A 25,341-nucleotide genomic window follows, 5' to 3' on the forward strand; every position below is an offset into this window, starting at 1 on the left:
AGTGAATTCATTCGACGATAAACTCAAAGCCTTTGGCCGACTGCTCACCATTATGGACGAGCTTCGTACCCAATGCCCATGGGACATGAAGCAAACGATGGAGAGCCTGAGGCACTTAACCATTGAAGAGACCTACGAGCTCGCCGATGCTATACTCGACCAAAACATGGCCGAAATCAAAAAGGAAATCGGCGATCTCATGCTCCATATGGTTTTTTACGCTAGAATCGCTTCAGAATCAGGCAATTTCGACATTGCTGATGTGCTCAATGGCATTTGCGATAAACTCATTGCAAGGCATCCACACATCTATGGCGATGTAAAAGTGTCGGGCGAAGAAGAAGTAAAAGCCAATTGGGAAAAACTGAAGCTGAAAGAAGGAAACCGCTCAGTACTCGATGGTGTGCCAAAAAGCCTGCCGGCAATGGTAAAAGCACAGCGCATTCAAGAGAAAGCGCGCGGTGCAGGCTTTGACTGGGACAATGCCGAGCAAGTGTGGCAAAAGGTTCAGGAAGAACTCAAAGAATTCCACGAAGAGGCAACGAAAGGCAATAATGATGCAATGGAAAGAGAATTCGGTGATCTGCTCTTTAGCCTCATCAACTATGCCCGCTTTCTGAACATCAATCCTGAAAATGCCTTAGAAAAAACCAACAAAAAATTCATCCAGCGTTTCCAGTACATGGAACAAGCTGCTGCTGCTGACGGACGAACGCTTCACGATATGACATTGGAAGAAATGGACATTTATTGGGAAAAGGCAAAAGACGTTGAAAAATGAAAAAACTCTTTTTTGCAACCAGTCTTTTATTACTAACATCCTCGATTTACTGCCAAAAAGTAAAAAAAGAAGCAGAGCTCTACACCAAACCCGGCGTGCGTGTGCTTTTTACCATACCCGAGGGCACCGAAGTATATACCGGGCCAATGACCGACAATTGGTACCCGGCGAGCATAGAAGTAATGGTGCGCCGTGCTGAAATGAGCGGTCATCGCATCGCTCAGGGGGCTTCCATTTTTATCGGAGGTAAAGAAGTGGGTGTAATGCCACAGCAATGGGATGTGACAGAAGTGGTTGAGGCTGGCGGAAGGCACAAAGACAAGTTTCGAGTAATCATTCAGGGCTATCTCTTCAAAACCAAAATCGACGATGCTACCAAGCCCGAAGCTGCCCTAGAAAAAGTTATTGCTAAAAAAGGCAATATCACAGCAAGCCTGTCAGAATGGGTTTCTGAATTCAAGCCTGAAAAACACGTACTGCCTAATGGTACAGTATATGTGCTGCGCGACAAAAACAAATCATTGGCCGGTGATGGCATTCGCCTACTACTGTTTTTAAAAGGCGATAACCGGCTTACAGCTGTGGTTACACAAAATCACCCTCTCAATGCACGGTTTAAACATGTTCAAAGTGAGGAGCCTTATTTGTATCATTTTCCCTTCGGAAAACCTTCCACCACAGATTGGGAAGAGATTGAAGGCATTGTGATGAAATTTTCGCCTTTATAGCGATTGATAAAATTAATTGTTCACTACTTCAGCTCTTTCATGAGTTTCGCGCAGATCACGCCTTAAAAGCAGAGCCATACATGCTGAAGTAATTAGGTTTCTTTCGTCCATAGGGAGCTCTTCGCGAATGTAATAACCGCCCTTGTTGATTATATCGGCTATTGCTAACTCTATCCCATCCTTCCTGATGACAAAACCTATCGGAGTATTTGACCACATACGCTTGCCAGACGGGCGACGGAAATAATGAAAACTTTCTACTTCGTAAGTTTCGCCTTGGGGACCTTTCAATATGCCTATTCCTCTTTGCTGTGGTAAAATGAACATAGGCGGCTCATTGTACACCAATTCCCATTCTTGTACAGAGCCTGTACTATCGCTCAAGGCGATGGTAGCTACAAAGACATTTTCGTATTTGATGGGCCAGCCACCCATGCGACGAGCAATCCAGGTAAAATCTTCTTGTCGAATTTTGGTGAAACAAAAGACAGTCGCAACGGTATCTTGAGGCCGAGCTGCCTCGCGCACCACAAAGCGATAGCGCTCACTGGCGCCTGTCCAGCGCATCACAAAGGTAAAGTGGTAACTTTCCGTCCAACCTCTACGAATGTTGGTAGCCAAGTATGGTCCAACAGTCATGTTTTTTTTAAAAGGCCAGGATTGCCTATTTTGAGCCTGATAATAGGCAGAGCGTTGCTCGAAGTCATCGGGTACCGCAAGCCTGTAAGAACAAGACGATATAAAAATTGTAAGTAAGAAAAACAACCAAGTATTTTTGGTAAAGTTCATGTTTTTTGATTCCAGATTTTTATTGAAATTAACGAAAATTGGTAAGCAAGGTTATCAAATTTTACTAAAAAACAATTGAATTAGTTTAGTGTGAAATTTTCTTTGAATAAACAGGAAGGTGCAAAGCATAAGTTATTAGTTATCAGTGTTTACGAAATGAAAGATCTTACAAGAAAAGATGGATAATTGGGTTAAAAGGAATGAATCAGACAGATAAGGAGAAACAAGCAATACAAATCGTGTTCGACCTTAACGTGAGGAATACGACGGGAGCGCGCCAACACAGTGCGTAGGCAACGCAAAGCAATGCCGAAGCGCAGCAGCGAAGCAACTACAGACATAAAGTTTCAGTTTACTCAACATCTTTTTAACCTGATCATTGTATCCGCCTCAGTCAAGAGCGCTTATGCACGCTGCCTTAAGCACACCCAAACAGAAAAAGAAAATTAATCAAACACTTTCTCTCCGGAGGTTAGCCCTTTCTCGCAACTGTCGTGAAGTAAGACGGCTGCCATCATAGCTCCATCCTGGAGGGCCAAAGAGGTACAAAAATGCCGCACGGAGATTAGGAGCAGAGCGCACATCGCGAACGATATCGCCCCATTCGTGAAAGGCGATGCGAAAAGGGTTGTAAGTATCGATGTTTTTAGTAAGTCCGTAGGTGGGCCGATGATCTTCGGGCACGAAGGTGCCAAACAGTCGATCCCAAATGATGAAGATGCCCGCATGGTTGCGATCGAGATAGCGTGGCTCGCTGGAATGATGAACTCGGTGGTGAGAGGGTGTATTGAAGATCCACTCGAACCAACGGGGAAGTCTATCAATCGCTTCAGTATGAATCCAGAATTGATACAAAAGGTTAATGGATTGCATGGTCATAACCATAAGTGGATGAAAACCAACGAGAGGCAGCCATGCCCAAAACAAAAAGCCTCCGGAGAGGGTGCCCGTCCAGGTTTGGCGTAGAGCGGTAGAAAGATTGTACCGCTGTGAAGAGTGGTGCACTACGTGCGATGCCCACAGATAGCGCACCTCGTGTGACCAACGGTGATACCAATAATAGGTAAAATCGTCAGCAAACAACAGTAGTAGCCACACCCACCAAGCACTGCCTAAATCAAAAAACCTGTACCGCCAAAAAAAGTAGTAGGTGGCCAATGCAAAGCTCTTGCCTATCAGATTGATAAGTACATTGCCGATGCCCATTGCAAGGCTGCTAAGTGTGTCGCGGGTCTCGTATAGATGTTTTTTGGTAAGCTCTGAAAAAATCAGTTCTGTTAACAACAACACTAAAAAAGCAGGTATCGCGTAATGGATAAGATTAGGCATCTTTAAGATTTTTAAGATGTGATTTTAAAATTTAAACAATGACAAAAATCACCAACGTATTTTTAGTAAGTCAAATTTAATCTTTCTTAATTAAAAATGGTTCTTTCTTTGTGAACGACAATCAAAATTTTCATATGGCAGATACACACGGAAACAAGCCTCTTCAGCGGTTTTTTAAAATGTTAGGAAATTTTAGAAAAGAAATCTACTACATTTTTTTACTGGGTATTCTAGCTGCCATAGTGAATCTCAGCTTGCCACTCGGCATACAAGCTATCATCAATCTTGTGATGGGTGGCAGGGTATCAAATGCTTGGATTTTATTGGTAGTAATTGTATTAATCGGCGTTGTTTTAGCTGGATTTTTTCAGATACTTCAGATGTCATTGGCCGAAGCCATCCAACAGCGCATCTACATACGTGCTGCCTACGAGCTTGGCTATCGCATGCCTCGATGGGATTATAACTACTTAATCAAAGAATATCCACCTGAGTTGGCCAACCGATTCTTCGATGTACTTACCATCCAAAAAGGATTGCCAAAGATTTTAAAAGAATTTATTTCTGCATTTATTCAGATTGTCTTTGGGCTCTTGCTTTTGTCGTTTTACCACCCGTTTTTCATCTTTTTCGGGCTCTTCTTGATGATTTATCTCGTGTTGATCTTTGTATATAGCGGGCCTAAAGGCATGAAATCGAGCCTGATGGAGAGCAAGTACAAGTACAAGACTGCCTTTTGGCTCGAAGAGGTAGCGCGTGTATTGCCATCGTTTAAACTGGCAGGAGGTAGTGATATAATAAATGATAAGTTGCATCCCATCGTTGAAAATTACATCAAGTATCGCAAAGAGCACTTCAAGGTGCTTTTGTTTCAGTTTGGAAATATCGTGGCTTTCAAAACCATTATAACCGGCGGATTGCTAATACTTGGTGGTATTTTGGTTATAAATCGCGACATCAGCTTGGGGCAGTTTGTTGCCAGCGAAATTATCATCATCATCATTCTAAACTCCGTAGAAAAACTTATGCTCAGTTTGGAAGTGATCTACGACGTGCTTACCGGTACAGAAAAGTTGGGCCAGGTGATGGATGTACCTTTGGAAAAATACGACGGCGTGGACTTCAGCGAATTAGAAAACGGTAAGCCGGGACCCATAGCGATTTCTTTTAATAACATCAGTTTTAATTTCGATAAAACTCAAAAAAACAAGCTATCAGAAATCAATCTCGAGATAAAAGCCGGGGAGCGGGTTTGCTTGAGTGGACCAAATAACTCAGGGAAATCGGTGCTGCTACATATAGCTGCTGGTTTGTACACCAATTATACAGGTACAGTCACCTTTAATGGCATGCCAATCCAAAACATTGAACCCTTTAGCCTGCGCAAGCGCATCGGTGATAACCTGAGTGATCAAAACATTTTTCATGGAACCATACTTGAAAATTTGATAATGGGAAGGGATGTAGAGCTCAATCATGTAATATCTCTTTGCGATCGACTGGGCTTGACTCAATTTATGAAAGAACTTCCCGACGGATTTGATACCGAGGTATTCCCAAATGATCGAAGAATTCCGAAGAGCTTTTTCAAAAAGATTCTGTTGATACGCTCACTGCTTAATAATCCCGGACTTCTGCTGCTGGAGGATGTACTCTCTGAGCTTGAAACGGGCTTCTGCGAGGCTATAGCTGAGTATCTGACCGATAGAAGCCATCCATACACACTGCTTGCTATATCCAATCTATACACCTTTGCAAAGAAGTGCGATAAAACCGTTATTATCGAAAAAGGTAGAGTCATTGCCACGGGGCATATTGACGATCTCATTAAAGATGAACACATTCGGTCGATGTTCCGATTTACTATTGAAGGATTAGAACCCTAAAAAACGGCTATCAAAATGCTCAACATATCAGACAACGAACCCAAAAACATTATCAAAGTAGAGGCAACTAAAGCGTATAAATACACCAGCGTTCCCCTCTTCTTCAACTATCTGTCAAAAGTGATGTGGGGGTTGTTGATTTTATTTTTGATCATGCTTTTTCTGCCTTGGACTCAGAACGTTCAGGGATACGGTCAGGTCACCGCATTTAGGCCCGAACAACGACCGCAGACAGTACAATCACCGATACCTGGTACTATACGACAATGGTTTGTACGCGAAGGTGATACCGTTAATGCTGGCGATACGCTAGTGTTTATCACTGAAATTAAGGACGAATACTTTGACCCCAACCTCTTAGTCAATCTTACCGCTGAGCTCAAAGCAAAGGAAGCAGCCTTGATTTCGTATCAAGATAAGGCTAATGCCCTGGCACAACAAATCAAAGCACTGAAAGAAAGCCAAGAAATCAAGCTACAACAGGCTATGCTAAAAGTACAGGCCGACAGCAATGAGTATGAGGCTGCACGCATGCAATACAAATTTGCCGATATACAATTCAAGCGCACTGATACGCTCTACAACGAAGGGGTTAAAAGCCGCTTCGACTGGGAGCGAAGCAACCAGGCCTTTCAAGATGCTACTGCTAAGCTCACTGCCGCCCGAAACAAATTTTTGCAATCAAAGGCAGACTTGCTCGGTATTCGCGCTGACTTTGCCGAAAAAATCTCAAAAGCCGAAAGCGACCGTCAGTCAGCCATCAGCGACTATTATTCAACGAATGCTGAGATTGCCAAATTGAGAAGTAAAATAAACTCCATCAACGTACGCCAAAGCTATTACTATGTAACGGCGCCACAGCGGGGCATGGTCACACGAATGACGCGAGTCGGCATTGGCGAAAACATTATGGAAGGCGAACCCATCATGGAAATCATGCCCTTACAATATCAGTTGGCCGTAGAAGTGTTTGTAAGGCCGGTGGATCTACCCCTTATGCACCTACACGAAAAGGGTAGAATTGAATTCGATGGCTGGCCAGCCATCGTGTTTTCCGGATGGCCAAGCATAACGTTTGGAACCTTCGGTGGAGAAATAGCTGCCATCGACAATGTGCTGAGCGAAAACGGAATGTACCGCATTCTTATGATTCCTGATAAAGATGACGTACCCTGGCCAGAACAAATACGATTTGGATCTGGTGTGCGCGCTATACTTCTGCTCAAAGATGTACCTGTATGGTATGAAATCTGGCGACAGCTGAATGGCTTCCCGCCGGAATACTATACGCCCGAAACCAAAAATGGCCAGAAAAGCGATAAATCAAAAAAAACAGCTTCTAAATGAAGAAGTTCTGGTCGCTTCTCAGTGTAATTGTGGCCTTTTCTGAGGTGGGATTTGCCCAATTCGAGCCTTCTTCAGATTCGGCGTACGTGATGCCTTTACAAGATTTTATAGGACTTGTTTTAAAACACCATCCTGTTGCCAATCAAGCCGCTTTAATACCTCAGGAAGGCAAAGCTAGACGGCTAATGGCAAAAGGTTCTTTCGATCCAGTGGCCTTTTATTTTGCTTCAGGCAAAGAGTTTAACAACAAAAATTACTACAGTTATCAAGATGGAGGATTAGAATTTTTTACTTATCCTGGTATAAAATTCAATGCCACCTGGAGCACGACTGGCGGTGATTTCTTAAATCCGGAAAGCAACATGCCCATAGGTGGACTACTCGCCATAGGCGCTGATATACCTGTACTTCGGGGACTACTTACCGATCAGCGAAGACTCGAACTTCAGCAAGCCAAACTCTTTAACCGCTACTCAGCATACATGCAGCGCCGGGTACTTAATGATTTGCTCTTTGAAGCAATTGCTGACTACTGGATGTGGTCGTTGCGATTTGCTGAATTTCAGATGCGCGATCGCTTTGTAAAAGTAGCCCGACAGCGCTTCGAATTGGTAAAGACTGCCTTCTTAAACGGCGATGTGCCGGCGGTTGATACTCTTGAAGCCTTTATTCTAATACAATCGCGCGAAATAGCCGCCGAACAAGCTCGCGCACAGCTCAACGACGCAAGGCTGAAATTGTCAAACCACCTCTGGAGCCCTTCTGGTGAACCTTTAGAGCTTTCTTGGTTAGTAATTCCTCAGTTTTTAAATGCACCCACTCAGTTTCCTGTGAGTTTCGATAGCATCATAAAAATATCTAACGAATTTTACCAAATAAATCCCGAAAGTCAGCTGCTCGACTACCAGGTGCGCCTGCTCGAGGCTGAAAGAGCCTTTAGAAAAAATGAATTACTGCCCAAACTCAACATCAAATATAATTTTTTGACCGAACAAGTGGGCTTTTTAGCAGGAGAGGAGATTTTTATATCTCCCAGGAACTACAAATTTGGAATCGATTTCAGCATACCGCTCTTTTTGCGCAGAGAGCGCGCAGCATTGCGAATCAATGAAATCAGGCTCACCGAAGCTCGCTTGCAACGCGAAAATCGGAGAATTGCCCTGCAGCGACGCATGCAGCAAGAAGCTTATCTGCTCGAAAACCAATTCGAACAGATGAATATGGTGAGAAACAACATGAAAAACTTTTTTGAACTGCTGCGCATAGAGCAGCGCAAATTTCAGATCGGCGAAAGCTCTCTCTTCTTAGTAAACGCTCGCGAAGTGCAAGCTATAGATGCTGAACTTCAGTACTTGCAACTACTGCATCGATATCAGACTTCGATTGCTTCATTCTTTAGAGCTGCAGGTATTTTGTATGACTACACTCCGCCACAGTGATTTTTTAAAAACATTAGTAGAGCTTAGCTGTACTTTTGTAGTACAAAAACATTAGCAACCTATGAAAAAGGTAGTTCTTATACTAACTGTGCTCTTTTTTGCCTTTTCATGCTCCACACAATCTGCTGACAGCACCAAAGTCGACAGCCCTCAAACAGACGTAAATAAATCAGCCGTAGCCAATACATCTGCCGAGCTCGAAATTCGAGGAATGACCTGTGAAGTCGGTTGTAAGAAGTTGATCGAGAAAAATGTGCGAAAAATGGCAGGTGTTACCAAATTTGATATCGACTTTGAGCAAAACTCTGCTTACCTTGAGTATGATTCATCCATAACCAGTGCAGATAAAGTAAGAGAGGTAATAAACAACATTAATAACGGAACCTACTCTGCCACAGTACTCGATGTGTCCAAACTATAAGTAATGATGCGATCAAGAGCCAGGTGGTTTGTTCGCCTAATTGTAATCGAACTTGTATTAATCTACTTGGTGATTTTAGCTGGCAGCATAGTGCGCGCCACCGGATCAGGCATGGGCTGTCCTGACTGGCCAAAGTGCTTTGGATACATCATTCCACCCATACAAAAGGAAGAGGTCGTCTTTCATCCGAATCAACAGTACAAAAAGGGTGTTTTTATCGTTCACAATGAAGCCCTTTACAGAGCAAGGCGGACCTTCACTAGTGGCACCACATTCCAAGAAGCTGATTGGGAAAAGTACACAGTGCACGATTATGCTATATTTAATCCTATACACACCTGGATTGAGTACCTCAATCGTCTGCTGGGTGCACTATCAGGCATTCCAATGCTGTTGATAGCATTTCTTTCCTTAAGCTTTTGGAAAAGACTGAAAATCATTCCAATACTTGCTTTTACTGGTGTATTTTTATTAGGCTTTGTAGCCTGGCTTGGCAAAAAAGTGGTGGATGGAAATCTCATTCCTCACTCCATTACCCTTCACATGCTTGGGGCGCTTTCTATTGTATCTGTGCTGTTAGCACTTTTGCTCTTTACTCGAAAGACGCTCAAAACTGACCTTACCCTCGATCGTTCGCTCAGACACTGGCTCGGTGCTGCTGTATTACTCACTGTCCTTCAAATTGTCTTAGGAACCCAGGTACGCGAACAAGTAGATCACCTCAACAAAGAATTGATGGGCCTTAACCGTGAAACCTGGCTTACTACCATTGGTCTTAAATTCTACCTACATCGATCGTTTTCGATCATTATTCTGCTGGTTAATGGGTTCATTTTTATGCGAAATCGATCGCTTAAAAAGCCACTTACATTAATCAACTTCATGATGGCCACATTGATAACTGAAATTTTAGCAGGAGTAGTTTTGGCCTATTTCGCCTTACCAGCCGTAGCGCAGCCCGTTCATATGATATTAGCCGCATTGCTGTATGGCATACAATTTTACCTTTGGCTAATGCATATGATCGAGCGCGTCTCTGATCTGGAAACGAGCACCACTAATACCATTTTCATTTTTCAAAACTCAGGTATCATCAGCGAATTACAGAGTACTGATAAAATAACAAGCGAAAAGAAATAAAATGCGACTTGTAGAGGTTATTCCGCATCCGATCTTCAAAGTCAGCGTTTATTCTCACGACTTGCATTACTACATTGAGATCGAAGGCGGACCCATGAAGCAGTGTTTCAAATTCAGCAAAGAATTGGTATCAGCTGAGAAAGGGGGAATAAATGCTTTACTTGATGAAGCATTTTTCAAGCAGGTAAAAACCGTTTTTGACACAATGCACCAAAATTTTTCCGATGCAGTCCGTCGATACAAAAATCTTTAGAATAGCTATAATTCTGACGTTTTTAAGTTTACTGCCTACGTGTAAAATTAGCAATACAAGTGCTGCACCTACTACTACAGCATTCTCAGCTCTGCTTCAAGTGGTACACCCCTTTAACGAAGACGATCATTTAGCATCCGTAAAAATTTTAAAAATTAAAGAGTGCTATTTACCTAAAAATTGTGCACACATTACCATTGGAAAAGAAGAACTGGCTTCTTTTGAATTTACTCACAAAAACACCTCCAATAATTTAAAATTTAGAGCTCTACGAGAGCATTTTTCTGGTGTAAAATCCGGAGACATAATCAATGCCTACATCATTGCCGAACGACAAAAACACGGCAATACTCTGATCAAAATTTATGAATATTCCGTAATTGATAATTCCAAACAAAAAAGCATTAAACGATGAACGAAAATCAATTTGAGCGATTTAATAAAGACCTTGTTTTACGAGAAAAACTTGCATTACAAAGAACCATAATGGCCAATCAAACGACTTTTTTGGCCTTTCTGCGCACTTCGCTCTATTTTGTAGTAGCGGGGCTTACCATTCATCAAGTATTAGAAGTAAAAGGAGGCCACTTTTTTGAAGGATTATTTTTGAGCATTGCCTCCGTTTTATTCTTGATTGGAATTATTAATTTTTTCGTACAAAAGAGACTTATAGAAAAGAGCAAAATTCATATAGGAAATTACAAAATGGAATACCTAGGCGAAAGGGTAGAAAATGGCATACTTCAAAAAGAGAAAAGAACCAAAAAATTTCCCATAAAACTCATAAAAAAATAATCGTTCGATAGCTTTAATTAAAAATTTTCAACGCTTCGTTATACGCACTTTCGAAAGCCAAAAGATTCAAGCTGTTGGGCAACTGCTCTGAGAGCATATAGCTGATCAGCTTTTCTGTGGGCATATTCCCAGTCAATTCATCTTTAGCCATCGGACACCCTCCGAAACCTCGAATAGCACCATCAAAACGCCTACAGCCGGCTTTGTAAGCAGCATCGATCTTCTCAAACCATTGATAGGGTAAGGTATGCAAGTGTGCCCCAAATGTAACGTGTGGCAGTGACGGAATCAGCAATTCAAAGATATGGCGAATGGAATCTACTGTAGCCATCCCTACCGTGTCAGATACGCTCAGGGTCCGAATTCCCATGTCTGCCAACACCTTACTCCATTTCAGCACAATCTCAGGGCTCCATTCTTCGCCATACGGATTGCCGAAGCCCATCGACAGGTAGACAACCAGTTCTTTACCGACACTTTTTGACATTTTATAAAGCTCTTCCACGAGTTTCAGTGACTCGTCAATTGATTTGTTGGTATTTCGTTTCTGAAATTCTTCAGAAACTGAAAAGGGATACCCTAAATAGGATATTTGGGGATACTGACATGCCTGCTCCCCTCCCCTCTCATTGGCTACAATGACGAGAAGTTTCGTTTTAGTATTTGATAAGTCAAGCCCTTTGAGTACCTCAGCCGTATCGCGCATCTGCGGGATTGCTTTGGGCGAAACAAAGCTGCCGAAATCTAACGTGTGAAAATTTACTTTTAGCAGCGAGTTCAGATAGGTAATTTTTCGCTTAGTATCGATGAATTCTTTTAAGCCCTGCATGGCATCGCGAGGGCATTCTACAATGATGAATTCCTCCTTATCAGACACTTGCCTAATTGCGGCATCCCGTTGGCTGTCATACATAGTTTTCCTCTAAATCGTTTTCCCCTGGTGCAAATAAAATACACAAATCGGAGCAAAATTGACCTGATTTACTGTATCACATTTTAATCAAGTGATTAAAACATTATATATGTCCGTAATTACGTTAAAAAAAAAAAAAAAAAAAGGTGCCCCTACAATTAATAAGGACACCTTTTTATTCTATCGATTTATCTAACTTTTCAATACGTTAGTTTTCTAACCTCCTTGGCCACATCTTGACCTTGTTCGTTTTTGGCAACTGAAAACATCACTTTCTCACCTGGCTGAAGCTCTTGAAAGTCTGCATTCAAAACATCGGAATGGTGAAAGAAGAGATTGTTGTTTGGATATTTAATAAATCCATATCCGTTTTTCAAGGTCAAGATTTCACCTTCATAAACGTTTGAACTGCTGCCAGTTGAATAATTAATTCTCTTTTTTTCAAACTCAAAATCTCCGAATGCGTCAGTTTTATCTAAAGAATCAGAATATTGAAAATTAGATTCTTGTTCATCGTCGAGATAATCGTCGTCGTCTGAAGTTTGTTGTGAAGTACTTGTTTCGCGCTCGCTTACAAAAATTTTGTCGAGCCAGTAGTCTGGCGTGCGTTGCTTATCGATCAGATCACTGAGGTTTACAGAGTACGAACAAGCCTCGAGCAAGTTATACGATGTGCGCACTACTACTTCGTTGCCTTCGTCGTTTTGGTATTCAAACTCCCAGTGGAAGAGGTAAACGGGAATGCCCAGCGAAGCTACCTTAATGGCTACATCGGCATATGCTCCATCGTTTACAAAAAGGGCTACGGCATCTAATCGATTGCTGTAGCAGGCATCGAGCACCTCGATAGAAAGCTTTGCCTCCATCGAAGGAGTTTCTTTTCTAGCACTGCCATTTTGGCGATACACGATGTAGTGTGGGCGAATGTTTTCGTAAGAGAGTATATCGTCTAACTGGCGATCGTAGAAGAGTTGATTGCCACGATTGCTGGCTTCAAAAGCATTGATTCGAATGCGGAAGTAATGCGATTCTACTACTTTAACCAAACGACGATCAGTTTCAAAAGACTGTGCAATCCAATTTCTTACGAAATCATGCAATCCACCCAGGTGCAGACGTCTGTGTTTAGAATGTGTGTAATTGTAGTAATTGCTTGCATGATTCAGATAATTACCATCGATAAATACGCCTATTCGCTGTGTTTTCACTTTTTGTAAAATTTAAATTTAAACATATTAAAATCCGAAATTAAATCGAAAGATGATTGTATTGGGATAAATTGGGTTCACACCTTGGTATATAGGATAAAATAATCCGAAACTGTAAAACCCACCAGGCGAGACAGAGATAAAGCCACCGCCGACCATAAAAGGATACGACCAAATGCCTCCGGTGCGATTCCAAATGTAGAGCATTTCCGACTCAACACCTACAAAGGCAGTATTAAACAGGAGCTTATGAGCCAACAAATTGATGCCAGCAATATTGAATTTGTTTCCAAAATTGTTGATGTACTGATACATCACACCGGCTCCTAAGATTGATTTGGTAGTCGGCTCGTAAAGATTTATGCGCGGATTTAGAAGAATATTTGTGAAATTGCCAAATCCCAATCCTACATTTCCACCGTAAAAAATGCGCTTATTGCCCCAAACGTCCGAAGAGTTGGATATGCGTCGTTCGTAGGAATCCTCAACCCTGCGCAAGGTGTATTCGTCGGTGGTATCTCTTTGTTGAGCAAATACTTGTGAAGTAAGAACACAAAAAAACAACAACAATCTTTTCAAGCCTCTACATACATTTATTTACAATACGCTATTACTGAAACTTCAATATTAACTCCTTTTGGTAAACGAGCGACCTCAACCGTTTCACGCGTCGGATAAGGCTGCTTAAAATATTCACTATAGATTTCATTAACAATCGGAAAAGTGCTCATATCCTTAAGAAAGATGGTAGATTTTACCACATTCGAAAAGGTCAAACCAGCTTTATTAAGAATTTGAGAAATATTTTCAAATACCATTCGCGCCTCAACAGTAATATCTCCTACAACCAACTTATTTGTTTCTGGATTTATGGCTATTTGTCCACTTACAAAGAGAAAGTCACCTGCCTTGATGGCTTGGTTGTATGGGCCAATGGGTTGTGGTGCGTCAGGTGTGTTGATTGGCTCTATCATAATCGAAGCAAATATATTGTAGAGTTTATATAATCAATCGAGCAGAGATATCGAAATCCTATAAACTTGGCCTTAAGTATGTTTTGAAAGTACGAATTTTAAATACTTAATGATTTATCTACAGAAAACAAAAAACCTCCCAAAGATGGGAGGCTTTTTTGGATTAAGTATGTTGGTTTGATTACATCATGTCACCCATTCCACCGCCTGGCATAGCTGGAGCGGTTTCTTTCTTTGGGAGTTCGGTGATGGTAGCTTCTGTAGTGAGGAGCATGCCAGCTACAGAGGCAGCATTTTCGAGAGCTACGCGTACCACCTTAGTCGGGTCAATGATACCAGACTCGAAGAGGTTTTCATAGCGCTCAGTCTTGGCGTTGAAACCAAAGTCGTTGCTGCCCTCTTTTACTTTTTGCACCACTACGCTACCTTCGAGACCGGCGTTTTCAACGATCTGACGGAGAGGCTCTTCAATAGCACGGGCGATGATGGATATACCAGTCGTTTCATCTTCGTTGTCGCCTTTCAGACCTTCGAGAGCCTTGCTAGCGCGTACAAGAGCTACACCACCACCTGGTACGATACCTTCTTCAATAGCAGCACGTGTAGCAGCCAGGGCATCTTCAACGCGGTCTTTCTTCTCCTTCATTTCCACTTCTGAAGCAGCACCCACATAGAGTACAGCTACACCACCGGCCAGCTTAGCGAGGCGCTCCTGAAGCTTCTCTCTGTCGTAGTCACTTGTAGTAGTTTCGATCTGAGCCTTGATTTGATTAACACGAGCCTTGATGTCTTCAGGATTACCAGCGCCATTTACGATGGTAGTGTTGTCCTTATCGATAGTGATCTTCTCAGCGCGACCAAGCATGTCGATGGTAGCATTTTCAAGCTTGAATCCGCGCTCTTCAGAAATTACTGTACCACCTGTAAGGATGGCAATATCTTCGAGCATAGCTTTTCTGCGGTCGCCGAAGCCTGGAGCCTTAACAGCAGCTACCTTCAGAGCCCCGCGGATCTTGTTAACAACTAGAGTAGCAAGAGCTTCGCCTTCTACATCTTCAGCAATGATGAGCAGCTGACGACCACCCTGAGCAACAGGTTCGAGGATGGGGAGCAACTCCTTCATTGAGCTGATCTTCTTGTCGTAAATCAAGATGAAGGCATTTTCGAGCTCAGCCACCATCTTATCAGCGTTAGTTACGAAGTAAGGTGACAGGTAGCCGCGGTCGAATTGCATACCTTCTACTACCTCTACAGTAGTCTCGGTACCCTTGGCTTCTTCTACGGTGATTACACCTTCTTTCTTCACCTTCTTCATTGCCTCGGCGATCAGGCTACCGATGGCATTATCGTTATTAGCAGAGATAGTAGCAACTTGCTCGATTTTATCGTAGCTATCACCTACAGCTACTGACAGATTTTTGAGCTCAGCAACTACTTTAGAAACTGCCTTATCGATACCTCTCTTTAGGTCCATGGGGTTAGCACCGGCAGCTACGTTTTTCATTCCCTGGGTGATGATGGCTTGAGCAAGTACAGTGGCAGTAGTAGTACCGTCACCGGCTATGTCAGCAGTTTTGCTGGCCACTTCTTTAACCATCTGAGCACCGAGGTTCTCAATTTTATCTTCTAGCTCGATCTCTTTAGCTACAGTTACACCATCTTTAGTAACGTGTGGTGAACCAAAAGACTTTTGAATTACCACGTTGCGTCCTTGAGGACCAAGAGTTACTTTAACGGCGTTAGCCAGGGCGTCAACACCTTTTTTGAGCTTTTCACGAGCTTCTACGTCAAATTTGATTTCTTTTGCCATTTTGGATAGGATTTTTGGTTAGACTTCGTCGATTAGTTTGAGAGTTAGATGATTGCCAGAATGTCAGATTCTCTCATGATGAGATAATCTTTTCCGTCAATCTTGATCTCTGTACCGGCATACTTGCCATAGAGCACCATATCGCCTTCGGCTACAGTCATGGGCTCATCTTTTTTACCCTTACCTACGGCTACCACTCTACCGCGCTGAGGCTTCTCCTGAGCAGTATCAGGAATGATGATACCTGATGAGGTTTTTGTTTCAGCGGGTGCCGGTTCTACGAGCACTCTGTCTGCTAATGGACGAATTTTTACTTCTGACATAGCTATCTATGTTTTAGTTAGTACTTTTTTGTTTGCCTTATATTAGTCGAATTATATGCCAAGCAATGTTTTCTGCCAATATGTTCACTGACGTTTGTCAATTTGACAGCAGTAATTGAAAGAATGACACCAAAGAAAAAACCCCGGTACACACCGGGGTTTCGATATATGGAATTAGATAATTAATTGAAGTTGTAGCGAATACCTACTTGAATTCTCCAAACATCTTGTACCAAGTTGGTGAACTGATAAGGATCCTGAATCAGCTGTCCTTGTAGGTTAAGGAGCCGATATCTGTGCTGACCGTTGGCATCTCTTCCGCGGTTGATGAGCGGCTGAGTAGAAGTAAATCTGCGACCTACACCCCAATCTGAATTGAGGAAGTTAGTAAAATTCAAGATATCAACACGGAACTGGAGAGAATTTCTCTTATTGCCTGACTTCACTCCGATCTCTTGAGCGATGCTGAAGTCAACTCTGTGTACCATGGGCAGCCATGCACCATTTCTTTCAGCATACTTACCGCGATTTTTGCTCAAGTAGGGATCTCTATTAATGAAGTTTTCCCATGCTTCTTTTTGTTGATCGGCTGTGAAGGTGATGGTCTGGTTGTTAATTGTTACGCTGTATTGCTCAAAGTTCATTTCAGACATGTCTTTTGGAATGTAGATCAAGTCGTTCGATGTACCGCCATCGCCGTTCATATCACCGCTATAGGTGTAGCTGGCTACACCTTGAGTGAAACCGTCGTAGAAGAGCGAAATGGTTGTATTACCAAAGTTGCTGAAGAACTTGTTGCCCATGTTCTTATAAGTGCGCTCACTCATGATGTTGTAAGAGAGTGCTCCGAAAGCTCTGTGTCCCTGAGTATTCAAAGAGTATCCAAGACCTGGATTATTGGGGTCACCAGTGTGTGGGTTATTGATCCATGAACCGAAAGCGATAGAACCTGGATCAACAGTATTGCGGGCAATACCGTAAGAATAGCCGAGCTTAAAGTAGATTCCGTCTTGCTGAGCAGGTCTTTCAATGGTAGCTGCAAGGTTGTATGAATAGCCTACATTCTGATTTTTGAGAACGATGGCGTTATCAATCTTGCTGTAGATACGAGTAGCATTAGTTGAAGTCCAGCGTGGACGTGGGTCGATGCCAGTGTAGAAGGAATCAGCCGGTGCCAAGTTGGCATTGATGTAGTAAATTCCGTTTACATCCTGGCTGTAGATACCTTCTAATGTGGCTATCATACCCAGCGGGAGCTTGTAGTCGATAGCCAAGTTTGATCTCCAAACTTGTGGGAAAGCAAAGTTCGGATCTGTTAAGGCAAGTTCGTATTGCGAAGCTGGAGCACCACTCACGTTGGTAGGCTTATAGGCATTAGGATCAGGATTGAAAGGACGAATGTTGGTGTTATCTCTGCGCTCAAATCCTGTGAGGATACCGTTGTTTCCAATTTGGTTTGAAATCCATACATAGGCCGGACGACCAGAGAATACACCTGAACCACCGCGCAGCTGAAGGGTTCTTTCATCGTCGATCGCCAGATTAAAGCCCAGACGCGGAGAAATCAACGGTCTTGGATCGGGCAGTTTGTCAGTACTGTAGGATACGGTGTTTCCATTTTCATCTCTGAACTTCAAGGTATCAACCTCTGGGTTTTTGTATCCTGTATTTCCGAAAATAGGAGCCTCTACACGAATACCGGCAATTACGTTAAACTTGCTGGTAATCTGTATATTGTCTTGATAATAAATACCCGGAAGGGTAACTCTGAGTGGTTGAATTGGCTTATCCTGGCCAGAAATGTTTGACCAGCGAACCTGAAATCTTCTTAATGAAACGGGTGAAGTCGTTCTGTTGGGATTATTAAAATAGTCGAGAGCATCGGTATAAAAATCATCCAGACTGTTATAAACGTAGATACTCTGTGAACCAGGGAAGAAAATGTTTTCAGATTGATAGTACTCCAGGCTTATACCCATCGTATGCGTATGGCGGCCGCTGTAGATGTTAAAGTTGTTTTGTAGCTGAAAAGTAGAGTATCTCAGCTCGTTGTTGGGTGAGAAGGGCTCGAAACCGAAAGTTGTATAAACGGTATTGTCTTTCAAGATGTCAACCATCGGGAAGAACTGACCTACAGGCACACGGCTCTCATCCTGGAAAGTGTAACCCAAGATCAATTGATTAGTCATATTGTTAGAAATCTGAGAGTTCCATTCACCTATGATTGAGCGAATGTTTTCCTGAATCTGGTAATTCGAATTCTTATAGTTAAGACCAGTTAGGTTGCTTCTTCTGTTTCCGAATCCCAGAGATGAAGAGTTAGACAAAAGGATATCTGCATATGAATTAAGGTGTGTATAGCGAAGAGAGAGCTTGTTGCGCTTGTCGAGGTTGTAGTCTAAACGGATCAAAAATTTGTTAGCTAATACATTGTTGTCATATCCCTCGTATGGACCGGTAACATATCCAAATCTGTTGAAGAGAAACGAGCTGAGGGAGTCAAGATCTGATGCCAATACACGTGTAACGTTTCCACCTACAGTTTCATTCCCCCTGTTAGCACGGAAAGTAGTTCCAGGCTCAGTAGTTTTTTCATATTCGTACGAAGCAAAAAAGAACAATTTGTCTTTAATAATCGGACCTCCTAGGCGCGCTCCGTATTGATCGTAGGTAAACTGACCTGGGTTGAAGTCGAGACCTTTAGCTCTTCGGCCTACCATGTTGTTGTTTCTAAAGAAATGGTATACAGATCCCTGGAATTCGTTTGTACCAGAACGAGTTACAGTATTTACGGTAGCTCCGGTAAAGAGTCCTTGTCTTACATCATAAGGAGCAATGTTTACTTGAATCTGGTCAATCGCATCCAATGAGATGGGCGATACACCGGTACGATCACCAGGCTGACCGGCAAGACCAAAAGAGTTGTTGAAATATGAACCGTCAACAGTAATGTTGTTCAAGCGGTTGTCAGCTCCTGCAAAAGAGTTTCCACGACCAGCTTGAGGAGTAAGACGAGTGAAATCTTCAATTCTTCTAGAAATAGTTGGCAGAGAGTTCAGGGTTTTGTTGTCAACTGATGTAGCTGCACCCGTACGACCTGAGCTGAATACAGGATCAACAGTGGATGACACGTTTACCTCTTGAAGGGTGAGCGATACAGTTTCCATTTTAATATCGAGTACTGACGGAACACCTAACGTAAGGTAAATACCTTCAACAGTCTTGGTGTGGTAACCTATAAAAGAATAAACAATCTTGTAAGGACCACCTACACGCATGTTGTTGATTTGGTAGTTACCATTGTCGAGCGTTACGGCTGAATAGCGCGTACCTGAAGGAATGTGGATAGCTTCGATCGAAGCTCCAGGAAGTGCCTCCCCAGTTTTTGTGTCGGTGATTCTACCTCTGATGCCTGACGAAGTAATTTGGCCAAATGACCAAAGACCCATCAGCATCATGATGAGAATTTGTACTGATTTTTTCATAACGGTTTGGTTTTGGTTAGCGAGGCAAAAGTATTTTTCTGTAAAGAGGTTGATATTAAAAAAATATTGTCATTTGTTGAAAAAAATAATCGCAAGGTAACATTAACTTTACAATTATGTAACAAAAACTCTAATTCGCTTATTTTGCAAACAAAAAAGAGTATGTTTGCTTGCAAGTATTGTGGAAAATTTACACTTTCTTTTTCATCTTCTCACAAACAATGTCGCGAGATACATCATCAAGGTTTAACTACCCTTCAAAACATATTAAAACCTGAAAATCTGCTTTCAGAAAATATTGACGCCAATCAAATAGCTCAAAACGTTAATACCATCTGTTCTACTAGTTTCATTTCTGAATCAGATAAAAATAAAATCGTATCTGAAGGTTTGCTAAACGCACTCACATATTCCATCGACGATCACATTCTGTCAGAAAACGAAGAAAAGAATTTGATTGGTTTGTTTAACGTATTTGCATCTAACCCCGATTTGCAAAAGTTCTATTTTTTATTCAAAGAATATCTTCAGAAAGCAGATATTCTTCAAAAATTAAGAGCAGGAAAAATCGGTGAAATCCCATTAATAAGCGAATCTTTACCTTTCTTACTTCAGAAGAATGAACGAATTATATTCGCTTCTAAAAATGTAGATTATTTTGAAACAAAAGTAAAAACAACTTACAAAGGATCCAGTCAAGGCGTAAGCATTCGAATTGCAAAAGGGGTTTATTACAGAGTAGGAGCCTTTCGCGGACACCCGGTGAAGACAGAACATCAAGAATATGTGGGCACAGGTACTCTAGCACTATCAGACAAAAACATTTACTTCCATAGCCCTACTAAGAGTGTAAAGATTCCGTATTCTAAAATCGTAACACTTGAATCGTATGAAAATGGAATCACTATAATGCGTGATGGTGCTGCCGCCCGTCCTCAAACTTTTAAAGGAATAGACGGTTGGTATTACAGCAATGCTATCAATCTGATTACCAATCTTTAAAAATAAAAAAGCCGGCAATATGGCCGGCTCTATTTTACTTCTTCAGTTATCTGATAATCTTCAACTTGTGCGTTTGTAGCTGTTCATCCCTTTTTATGCGCACTAAATATAAGCCTTCAGGCAAATTGCTAACGTTTAATTCAATTAACTCATTCTCAATAGAATTAAAGGTCTTTTCAAAAAGCTTTTGTCCATTAATTGAAATCACCTCTACATATGTCTCTGAATCTGAGATAGAAGTAACTTCTATACGCACAACATCCTTAGCGGGATTAGGATATAACCTTGATAATACATTGTTTTCAGACTGCTCCGAAAGCCCAACAAAAAGATTTTGCTGAGCAATGGTACTTTGCCATACAGTTTTGTTGTTCATGTCTTGAATCCAAGCCACCACCCTCAGGTTATTAAAATTCTCTACAGTATGTGCTACAGCATGATTTACTGGCACATTAGCATTTGGTGGCAGTATAAAAGTGCCTTTAAAGGTATATGTATACGGCACAATATATTTCTGATTGGCATTGATAGCTGGCAGCGCTATGCCATTAGCCGGATTTGCAAATTGGTTATTGATCGTATCAGGTACAAACTTTTTGAAAATATCGTAGAATCGAGTTTCACCATTAGATTTTGCGTTTTGCTGCGTCTCAGTTTCATAGACAGCGATGAAAAGTCTTTGACCGGCGGGCAGGTTGAAAAGCGGTTCGATTTCCACACCGCCGTAGATACGCTGGCCTTGAAGGGAGTAACCGGCACGCATTTTTATGAAGGCAGGCTGGTTTTTAAAAGAGGAGAGAATCGTTTGATTTAATTGACCTTGGTGCCCATCCCATTGACCATCGATTTTCATGGCCGGTACAGCATTGATGCCATAAAGTTGGCGACGAACTCCCCCTTCGGCTGTGTAGTATGGATCACCTGTTCCGGGCCAATTCATTTGGTATTTAATAATGCTGTACTCACCAGCCGGCTGAGTGCTCATAAAGTTTTTAAAGTTGGCATTAGCAGGAGCACAGGGCGGACAGGTAGAAGAACTGAAAAGCTCAAGAAGAGGGATGCGATTCGTCGCATTCGCAACGGTTATTTGTTGTACAATAGTATCGTTTGCAGGATTCTGGTCGTTCTGACCATTGATGTTAGTAGCCCATACCCTAATGGTATGATTGCCAACTGTAGCATTCCATTGCTGAGTAAAGGTGAAAGCGTAATCTTGTGTAGGAGCAATATTCAGGTTTGATAGCGCCTGGCTTACCACTGACCCATTGTTTACGCGATAATTAATAGTCATCGATGTAATGGTCTGCCCCAGATTGGTAAGTACTCCTGAAATAGTTACATTGCCTGGGGCAATAATTGAATTCATATTGAGCGACTTACCGGCTACATCTATTTGATTGTAAGCAGCTACAGCGATATCATCTATGTAAAGGAGAAACTTGTCGTTGGAGTTGTTTCTAAAAGCAATACGAATCGTTTGATTGTTGTAATTAGCAAGGCTTACGGCACGGTTGGTCCAAGTTACTTCCTCAGCATTTGTTGAAAACAAAACCACAGAAAAGGCACTTATCGCAGTATCAGCATTGGGCGAAAGGCGTACTTCATATCCATCTCTGTACGATGCATCAGGTGTCATAGCCCTCCAAGTGAGCCAAGCATTAGCCTGATTCACAGTAATAGGGGGTGTAATCATCCAGTCGTTTGATACACCAGGAGGATTGTACCATGAAGTACTAACGGCCATAAAATTCGTGGTGCCCGTTTCCTGCCGAGCTACCCAAGCCTGATTGACAAACGATACCTGAGAGGCAGGAGTAAGACCATCCAAATTCCTCAAAATGAATGTGGATGGCATTCCATTTTGAAAGTTTTCAGAAAATATTACCTGTGAGGTAGACTTGTAAGTTCCTAACAAGGTGACAAAAATTAAAAAGAGTACATTTTTTTTCATGTAACAATTTTTTGCTAATGTAATGTAAAAGGTTTTTCAAGTGTCTTGTTGAGCATCAAAATATTAATAAATCAAAAACATACTTCTTACGATGGGCGTGAGTCCTGATATAAAAAATTCAATAGCTACCACCATAACAATCAAACCCATCAACCGCACAAGCACATTAATACCTGTACTTCCTAATAAGCTGATGATGCGACTGGCAAACAGCAACGCAATAAGCATGATAAGACACACAACCAGCATTACCCCCACTAACACTGCTTTAAAGCTCAAATTCACAGCATCTTGCATAAGCAGCATGGCATTGGTGATGGCTCCCGGGCCGGTAATCATAGGAATTGCTAAAGGTGTCACCGAAATATCGCCTACATATTTTTTCACTTCTTCGTCGGGCAACTTCATTTTACTAACTTGAGCTTGAAGCATTTCGCTGCCCATTTTAAAGAAGATTAATCCACCTACAACCCTAAGACCATTTACCGATATTCCAAAGAAATTGAAAATAAATTCACCCAACAACCCAAAAATAACCAAAGTAATGAAAGCTACGGTGCAAGCTTTAAGTGCTGTACGCCGGCGATGCTGCAACTCTAACCCAGCGGTCATGCTCAAAAAAAGAGGCATTACACCCACAGGGTTCATTACTGAAAAAAAGGATGTAAAAGCTACTAAGGCATAATTTACTATGTTTTCCATACAAGATCTTATACTTTTCGACCGCACATCAGCAACGCTGTTACGGCAGCCTCTACGCCCTTGTTGCCATGCACTCCCCCGCTCCGCGCCAAGCTTTGCTCAATGTTGTTGTCTGTGAGCACACAGGCAATTACTGGCACCTGCAGCGTCAGATTCAACTGACTTAGACCGTGATAAACAGCCATACTTACAAATTCAAAATGCATGGTTTCGCCCTTTACCAAACAACCTATAGCAATGATGGCATCTACCTTTGGTTCGATGGCAGCGGCTTGCCTGCATCCATAGATGAGCTCCATACTGCCAGGCACCTCAATAGTTACAATATTTTCGGGCTTAGCGCCCAGATCAATCAAAGTGTCGTATGCTCCTTTGTAAAGACCACTGGTCACTTGATCATTCCATTGAGCACGCACCAGAGCAAATCTAAATGAAAAAGCCGACGGAAGTCGGCTTTTGTCGTATTCCGATAAATTTTTATTGGCTGTAGCCATCGAATTTTAGTTTTTCTGAGACTGCTTCGCTTCGATACGAGCTAAAAACTTATCAGCATCAAGTGCATGCTGCGACTTAGGAAACTCGTTTTTTAAGCGCTCGAAGTACTTGCGAGCGTCTTTCCATTTTTTCTGATCTTCGGCCAGCATGCCTGCTTTTTTCAGATAGAATGGCACAACAAACTCGTTGTTTGAAGCGTGAACAGCTTTATCGTAATATTCCAAAGCCTCATTAGGTTGACCGATTTCGAGGAAGGCATCAGCAATTACGCCATTGGCAAGTACTTCAAATACCGGATCATTCGTACTGAATTTGTCCATTTGGCGAATGGCTTCTTCATACTCTCCTAGTTGAAGATAGCATACACCTGCATAATATCTTGCGAGATTACCGGCCTTTGTCCATGCGTATTCATCAGCTATCTCGAGTAAGCCCATGCTGCTGCCATCGCCATTCAATGCCAGTCTTAATGAATCTCTGTCAATATTTTCTTGTGCCTTATAAAGCTCTATTTGGGCTTCTTTTTCGAGAGGATCAAGATACAAATAGGTAAAAGCAAAATAAGCTGCTACACCAACTAAGAGCCCTGATAGTGCATAGGTGATGGCTTTCTTGTTTTTTTCAATAAATGCTTCGGCTTTAGTAAGAGTAGTACCTACATCGAGGATTACTTCGTCTTGCTTTTGTTCGATTTCTTTTTTTGACATGCTAAAAATCAAAAATTTAATTATTCATCAAAAAGGCGGGCAAAAATAGATAGAGAAACGGATAATGCAATTACTGTAAGGTGTTAATTACTTCTACCAATCGCTTGGTGACTTCTTCGATCGTTCCGACACCATTTATTCCGCGATACTTTCCTATCTTTTCATAATAGTGTTTTACAGGCAGTGTTTCTGCGTTGTACACATCGATTCGCTTTTGAATCACAGCTGGATCGGCATCATCCGCTCTTCCGCTGGTTTTTGCACGGTCTGCCAATCTTTTCTTTAGCTCATCCTCAGGCACTTCCAGTGCTATCATTGCCGAAATCGCGGTATTCATAGCTTCCAAAAGATTTTCAAGAGCTTGCGCCTGAGCTTCTGTTCTAGGGAAGCCATCAAAAATAAACCCTTTGGGTTCTGAAATTTTTTCCAATTCCGCTTTAAGCATGTTGATAGTCACTTCATCGGGCACAAGCTTTCCCTCGTTCATGTATTTTTGAGCCAACTGACCTAACTGGGTGCCTTCTTTAATGTTACGTCTGAAAATATCGCCTGTAGATAGGTGCACCAATCCAAATCGCTCCACAAGAAACTGAGATTGAGTGCCTTTACCAGCACCTGGGGGGCCAAAGAGTACAATGTTTAGCATATATTAAATAGTTTGCGCTTTAAAGCGGGTAAAAATATTGGCGTAATATCTTTTAACAAAAGATCTGTGTCTAAAATACCTCCGCAAATAAAAAAGAAGGTGTCCAAAAAGTAAAGGACGCCTTCTTTTTTATTTTGATAAAACCCTTAATTGAAGTAAATTAGAGCCATCATAGACATTTTAAGTGAGGCGAGTAGTCTTTAAACAGCAACCCGGC

Annotated in this window: 25 protein-coding genes; 11 read left to right on the forward strand and 14 right to left on the reverse strand. The window is 42.0% G+C overall.

Annotated elements, in window-relative coordinates:
- The first annotated feature begins 1 nt into the window (after window position 1).
- Both mazG and EIP89_RS04495 read left to right on the forward strand, forming a co-directional pair.
- Window positions 2-781: a nucleoside triphosphate pyrophosphohydrolase gene (gene mazG, locus EIP89_RS04490; RefSeq protein ID WP_124397463.1), complete on the forward strand. Its 780-nt coding sequence runs from the start codon at window positions 2-4 to the stop codon at window positions 779-781.
- Complete coding sequence (locus tag EIP89_RS04495; protein ID WP_124397464.1) at window positions 778-1,509, forward strand: hypothetical protein; 732 nt, start codon at window positions 778-780, stop codon at window positions 1,507-1,509. The genes mazG and EIP89_RS04495 overlap by 4 nt, the downstream gene beginning before the upstream one ends.
- Window positions 1,510-1,521: 12 nt before the next feature.
- Here EIP89_RS04495 and EIP89_RS04500 read toward each other — a convergent pair whose 3' ends face one another.
- Window positions 1,522-2,298: a hypothetical protein gene (locus EIP89_RS04500; RefSeq protein WP_124397465.1), complete on the reverse strand. Its 777-nt coding sequence runs from the start codon at window positions 2,296-2,298 to the stop codon at window positions 1,522-1,524.
- Window positions 2,299-2,748: 450 nt separating this feature from the next.
- Window positions 2,749-3,627 (reverse strand): sterol desaturase family protein, encoded by an 879-nt coding sequence (locus EIP89_RS04505; RefSeq protein WP_124397466.1) that lies wholly within the window; start codon window positions 3,625-3,627, stop codon window positions 2,749-2,751.
- A 134-nt stretch (window positions 3,628-3,761) separates the two neighbouring features.
- Between EIP89_RS04505 and EIP89_RS04510 the strand changes: the two genes are divergently transcribed.
- From EIP89_RS04510 to EIP89_RS04545, 8 genes are all read left to right on the forward strand, one after another.
- Window positions 3,762-5,513, forward strand: coding sequence for an ATP-binding cassette domain-containing protein (locus EIP89_RS04510; RefSeq protein WP_124397467.1), 1,752 nt, complete (start codon window positions 3,762-3,764; stop codon window positions 5,511-5,513).
- 15 nt (window positions 5,514-5,528) lie between these two features.
- On the forward strand, window positions 5,529-6,860 hold the full coding sequence (locus tag EIP89_RS04515) for an HlyD family secretion protein (RefSeq protein WP_124397468.1): 1,332 nt from the start codon (window positions 5,529-5,531) through the stop codon (window positions 6,858-6,860).
- Window positions 6,857-8,299: a TolC family protein gene (locus EIP89_RS04520; RefSeq protein ID WP_124397469.1), complete on the forward strand. Its 1,443-nt coding sequence runs from the start codon at window positions 6,857-6,859 to the stop codon at window positions 8,297-8,299. Before EIP89_RS04515 ends, EIP89_RS04520 begins: the two co-directional genes overlap by 4 nt.
- 61 nt (window positions 8,300-8,360) lie before the next feature.
- Window positions 8,361-8,720 carry a heavy-metal-associated domain-containing protein gene (locus EIP89_RS04525; RefSeq protein WP_124397470.1) on the forward strand — a complete coding sequence of 120 codons (360 nt, stop codon included), beginning with the start codon at window positions 8,361-8,363 and terminating at the stop codon, window positions 8,718-8,720.
- 3 nt (window positions 8,721-8,723) lie between these two features.
- Window positions 8,724-9,860 carry a COX15/CtaA family protein gene (locus EIP89_RS04530; RefSeq protein WP_124397471.1) on the forward strand — a complete coding sequence of 379 codons (1,137 nt, stop codon included), beginning with the start codon at window positions 8,724-8,726 and terminating at the stop codon, window positions 9,858-9,860.
- A 1-nt stretch (window position 9,861) separates the two neighbouring features.
- Window positions 9,862-10,113 carry a hypothetical protein gene (locus EIP89_RS04535; protein ID WP_124397472.1) on the forward strand — a complete coding sequence of 84 codons (252 nt, stop codon included), beginning with the start codon at window positions 9,862-9,864 and terminating at the stop codon, window positions 10,111-10,113.
- Window positions 10,085-10,528, forward strand: coding sequence for a hypothetical protein (locus tag EIP89_RS04540; RefSeq protein WP_124397473.1), 444 nt, complete (start codon window positions 10,085-10,087; stop codon window positions 10,526-10,528). Before EIP89_RS04535 ends, EIP89_RS04540 begins: the two co-directional genes overlap by 29 nt.
- On the forward strand, window positions 10,525-10,908 hold the full coding sequence (locus EIP89_RS04545; RefSeq protein WP_124397474.1) for a DUF202 domain-containing protein: 384 nt from the start codon (window positions 10,525-10,527) through the stop codon (window positions 10,906-10,908). The genes EIP89_RS04540 and EIP89_RS04545 overlap by 4 nt, the downstream gene beginning before the upstream one ends.
- A 13-nt stretch (window positions 10,909-10,921) precedes the next feature.
- On the opposite strand, the gene EIP89_RS04550 is transcribed toward EIP89_RS04545, so the two are convergent.
- The 7 genes from EIP89_RS04550 to EIP89_RS04580 form a co-directional block, all read right to left on the reverse strand.
- Window positions 10,922-11,821, reverse strand: coding sequence for a hydroxymethylglutaryl-CoA lyase (locus EIP89_RS04550; RefSeq protein ID WP_124397475.1), 900 nt, complete (start codon window positions 11,819-11,821; stop codon window positions 10,922-10,924).
- Between the two features lie 200 nt (window positions 11,822-12,021).
- The gene (locus EIP89_RS04555; RefSeq protein WP_124397476.1) at window positions 12,022-13,029 is read right to left on the reverse strand and encodes a cold shock domain-containing protein; all 1,008 of its coding nucleotides are present in this window, start codon (window positions 13,027-13,029) and stop codon (window positions 12,022-12,024) included.
- 27 nt (window positions 13,030-13,056) lie between these two features.
- A complete protein-coding gene (locus EIP89_RS04560; protein WP_148086786.1) occupies window positions 13,057-13,593 on the reverse strand; it encodes a hypothetical protein in 537 nt (178 codons plus the stop codon).
- 29 nt (window positions 13,594-13,622) lie between these two features.
- On the reverse strand, window positions 13,623-14,003 hold the full coding sequence (locus tag EIP89_RS04565; RefSeq protein WP_124397478.1) for a RidA family protein: 381 nt from the start codon (window positions 14,001-14,003) through the stop codon (window positions 13,623-13,625).
- Between the two features lie 181 nt (window positions 14,004-14,184).
- The gene (groL, locus tag EIP89_RS04570; RefSeq protein WP_124397479.1) at window positions 14,185-15,813 is read right to left on the reverse strand and encodes a chaperonin GroEL; all 1,629 of its coding nucleotides are present in this window, start codon (window positions 15,811-15,813) and stop codon (window positions 14,185-14,187) included.
- Between the two features lie 44 nt (window positions 15,814-15,857).
- The gene (locus EIP89_RS04575; protein ID WP_124397480.1) at window positions 15,858-16,136 is read right to left on the reverse strand and encodes a co-chaperone GroES; all 279 of its coding nucleotides are present in this window, start codon (window positions 16,134-16,136) and stop codon (window positions 15,858-15,860) included.
- Between the two features lie 182 nt (window positions 16,137-16,318).
- Window positions 16,319-19,621, reverse strand: a complete 3,303-nt coding sequence (locus tag EIP89_RS04580) for a TonB-dependent receptor (protein WP_124397481.1) — start codon at window positions 19,619-19,621, stop codon at window positions 16,319-16,321.
- Window positions 19,622-19,633: 12 nt separating this feature from the next.
- Here EIP89_RS04580 and EIP89_RS04585 point away from each other — a divergent pair, with 12 nt between their 5' ends.
- The gene (locus EIP89_RS04585) at window positions 19,634-20,623 is read left to right on the forward strand and encodes a hypothetical protein (protein ID WP_124397482.1); all 990 of its coding nucleotides are present in this window, start codon (window positions 19,634-19,636) and stop codon (window positions 20,621-20,623) included.
- A gap of 46 nt (window positions 20,624-20,669) precedes the next feature.
- Here EIP89_RS04585 and EIP89_RS04590 read toward each other — a convergent pair whose 3' ends face one another.
- From EIP89_RS04590 to EIP89_RS04610, 5 genes are all read right to left on the reverse strand, one after another.
- Entirely contained in the window at window positions 20,670-22,574 is a 1,905-nt protein-coding gene (locus tag EIP89_RS04590; RefSeq protein ID WP_124397483.1) for a T9SS-dependent choice-of-anchor J family protein, read from the reverse strand.
- A gap of 63 nt (window positions 22,575-22,637) precedes the next feature.
- Window positions 22,638-23,276, reverse strand: coding sequence for a MarC family protein (locus tag EIP89_RS04595; RefSeq protein WP_124397484.1), 639 nt, complete (start codon window positions 23,274-23,276; stop codon window positions 22,638-22,640).
- A gap of 8 nt (window positions 23,277-23,284) precedes the next feature.
- Complete coding sequence (gene ribH, locus EIP89_RS04600; RefSeq protein WP_124397485.1) at window positions 23,285-23,770, reverse strand: 6,7-dimethyl-8-ribityllumazine synthase; 486 nt, start codon at window positions 23,768-23,770, stop codon at window positions 23,285-23,287.
- A 6-nt stretch (window positions 23,771-23,776) separates the two neighbouring features.
- Entirely contained in the window at window positions 23,777-24,478 is a 702-nt protein-coding gene (locus EIP89_RS04605; RefSeq protein WP_124397486.1) for a tetratricopeptide repeat protein, read from the reverse strand.
- 70 nt (window positions 24,479-24,548) lie between these two features.
- Complete coding sequence (locus tag EIP89_RS04610; RefSeq protein ID WP_124397487.1) at window positions 24,549-25,124, reverse strand: adenylate kinase; 576 nt, start codon at window positions 25,122-25,124, stop codon at window positions 24,549-24,551.
- Between the last annotated feature and the right edge of the window lie 217 nt (window positions 25,125-25,341).

Origin of the sequence: Thermaurantimonas aggregans (genome assembly GCF_003851885.1) — a bacterium.
Classification (GTDB): domain Bacteria; phylum Bacteroidota; class Bacteroidia; order Flavobacteriales; family Schleiferiaceae; genus Thermaurantimonas; species Thermaurantimonas aggregans.

Coding starts and splice junctions, on each gene's coding strand:
- EIP89_RS04535 (WP_124397472.1), top strand. CDS start 9,862: ATGCGACTTGTAGAGGTTATTCCGCATCCGATCTTCAAAGTCAGCGTT.
- EIP89_RS04565 (WP_124397478.1), bottom strand. CDS start 14,003: ATGATAGAGCCAATCAACACACCTGACGCACCACAACCCATTGGCCCA.
- EIP89_RS04500 (WP_124397465.1), bottom strand. CDS start 2,298: ATGAACTTTACCAAAAATACTTGGTTGTTTTTCTTACTTACAATTTTT.
- EIP89_RS04530 (WP_124397471.1), top strand. CDS start 8,724: ATGATGCGATCAAGAGCCAGGTGGTTTGTTCGCCTAATTGTAATCGAA.
- EIP89_RS04540 (WP_124397473.1), top strand. CDS start 10,085: ATGCAGTCCGTCGATACAAAAATCTTTAGAATAGCTATAATTCTGACG.
- EIP89_RS04575 (WP_124397480.1), bottom strand. CDS start 16,136: ATGTCAGAAGTAAAAATTCGTCCATTAGCAGACAGAGTGCTCGTAGAA.
- EIP89_RS04605 (WP_124397486.1), bottom strand. CDS start 24,478: ATGTCAAAAAAAGAAATCGAACAAAAGCAAGACGAAGTAATCCTCGAT.
- EIP89_RS04590 (WP_124397483.1), bottom strand. CDS start 22,574: ATGAAAAAAAATGTACTCTTTTTAATTTTTGTCACCTTGTTAGGAACT.
- ribH (WP_124397485.1), bottom strand. CDS start 23,770: ATGGCTACAGCCAATAAAAATTTATCGGAATACGACAAAAGCCGACTT.
- EIP89_RS04610 (WP_124397487.1), bottom strand. CDS start 25,124: ATGCTAAACATTGTACTCTTTGGCCCCCCAGGTGCTGGTAAAGGCACT.
- EIP89_RS04495 (WP_124397464.1), top strand. CDS start 778: ATGAAAAAACTCTTTTTTGCAACCAGTCTTTTATTACTAACATCCTCG.
- EIP89_RS04595 (WP_124397484.1), bottom strand. CDS start 23,276: ATGGAAAACATAGTAAATTATGCCTTAGTAGCTTTTACATCCTTTTTT.
- EIP89_RS04550 (WP_124397475.1), bottom strand. CDS start 11,821: ATGTATGACAGCCAACGGGATGCCGCAATTAGGCAAGTGTCTGATAAG.
- EIP89_RS04510 (WP_124397467.1), top strand. CDS start 3,762: ATGGCAGATACACACGGAAACAAGCCTCTTCAGCGGTTTTTTAAAATG.
- EIP89_RS04545 (WP_124397474.1), top strand. CDS start 10,525: ATGAACGAAAATCAATTTGAGCGATTTAATAAAGACCTTGTTTTACGA.
- EIP89_RS04515 (WP_124397468.1), top strand. CDS start 5,529: ATGCTCAACATATCAGACAACGAACCCAAAAACATTATCAAAGTAGAG.
- EIP89_RS04580 (WP_124397481.1), bottom strand. CDS start 19,621: ATGAAAAAATCAGTACAAATTCTCATCATGATGCTGATGGGTCTTTGG.
- EIP89_RS04520 (WP_124397469.1), top strand. CDS start 6,857: ATGAAGAAGTTCTGGTCGCTTCTCAGTGTAATTGTGGCCTTTTCTGAG.
- EIP89_RS04505 (WP_124397466.1), bottom strand. CDS start 3,627: ATGCCTAATCTTATCCATTACGCGATACCTGCTTTTTTAGTGTTGTTG.
- groL (WP_124397479.1), bottom strand. CDS start 15,813: ATGGCAAAAGAAATCAAATTTGACGTAGAAGCTCGTGAAAAGCTCAAA.
- EIP89_RS04525 (WP_124397470.1), top strand. CDS start 8,361: ATGAAAAAGGTAGTTCTTATACTAACTGTGCTCTTTTTTGCCTTTTCA.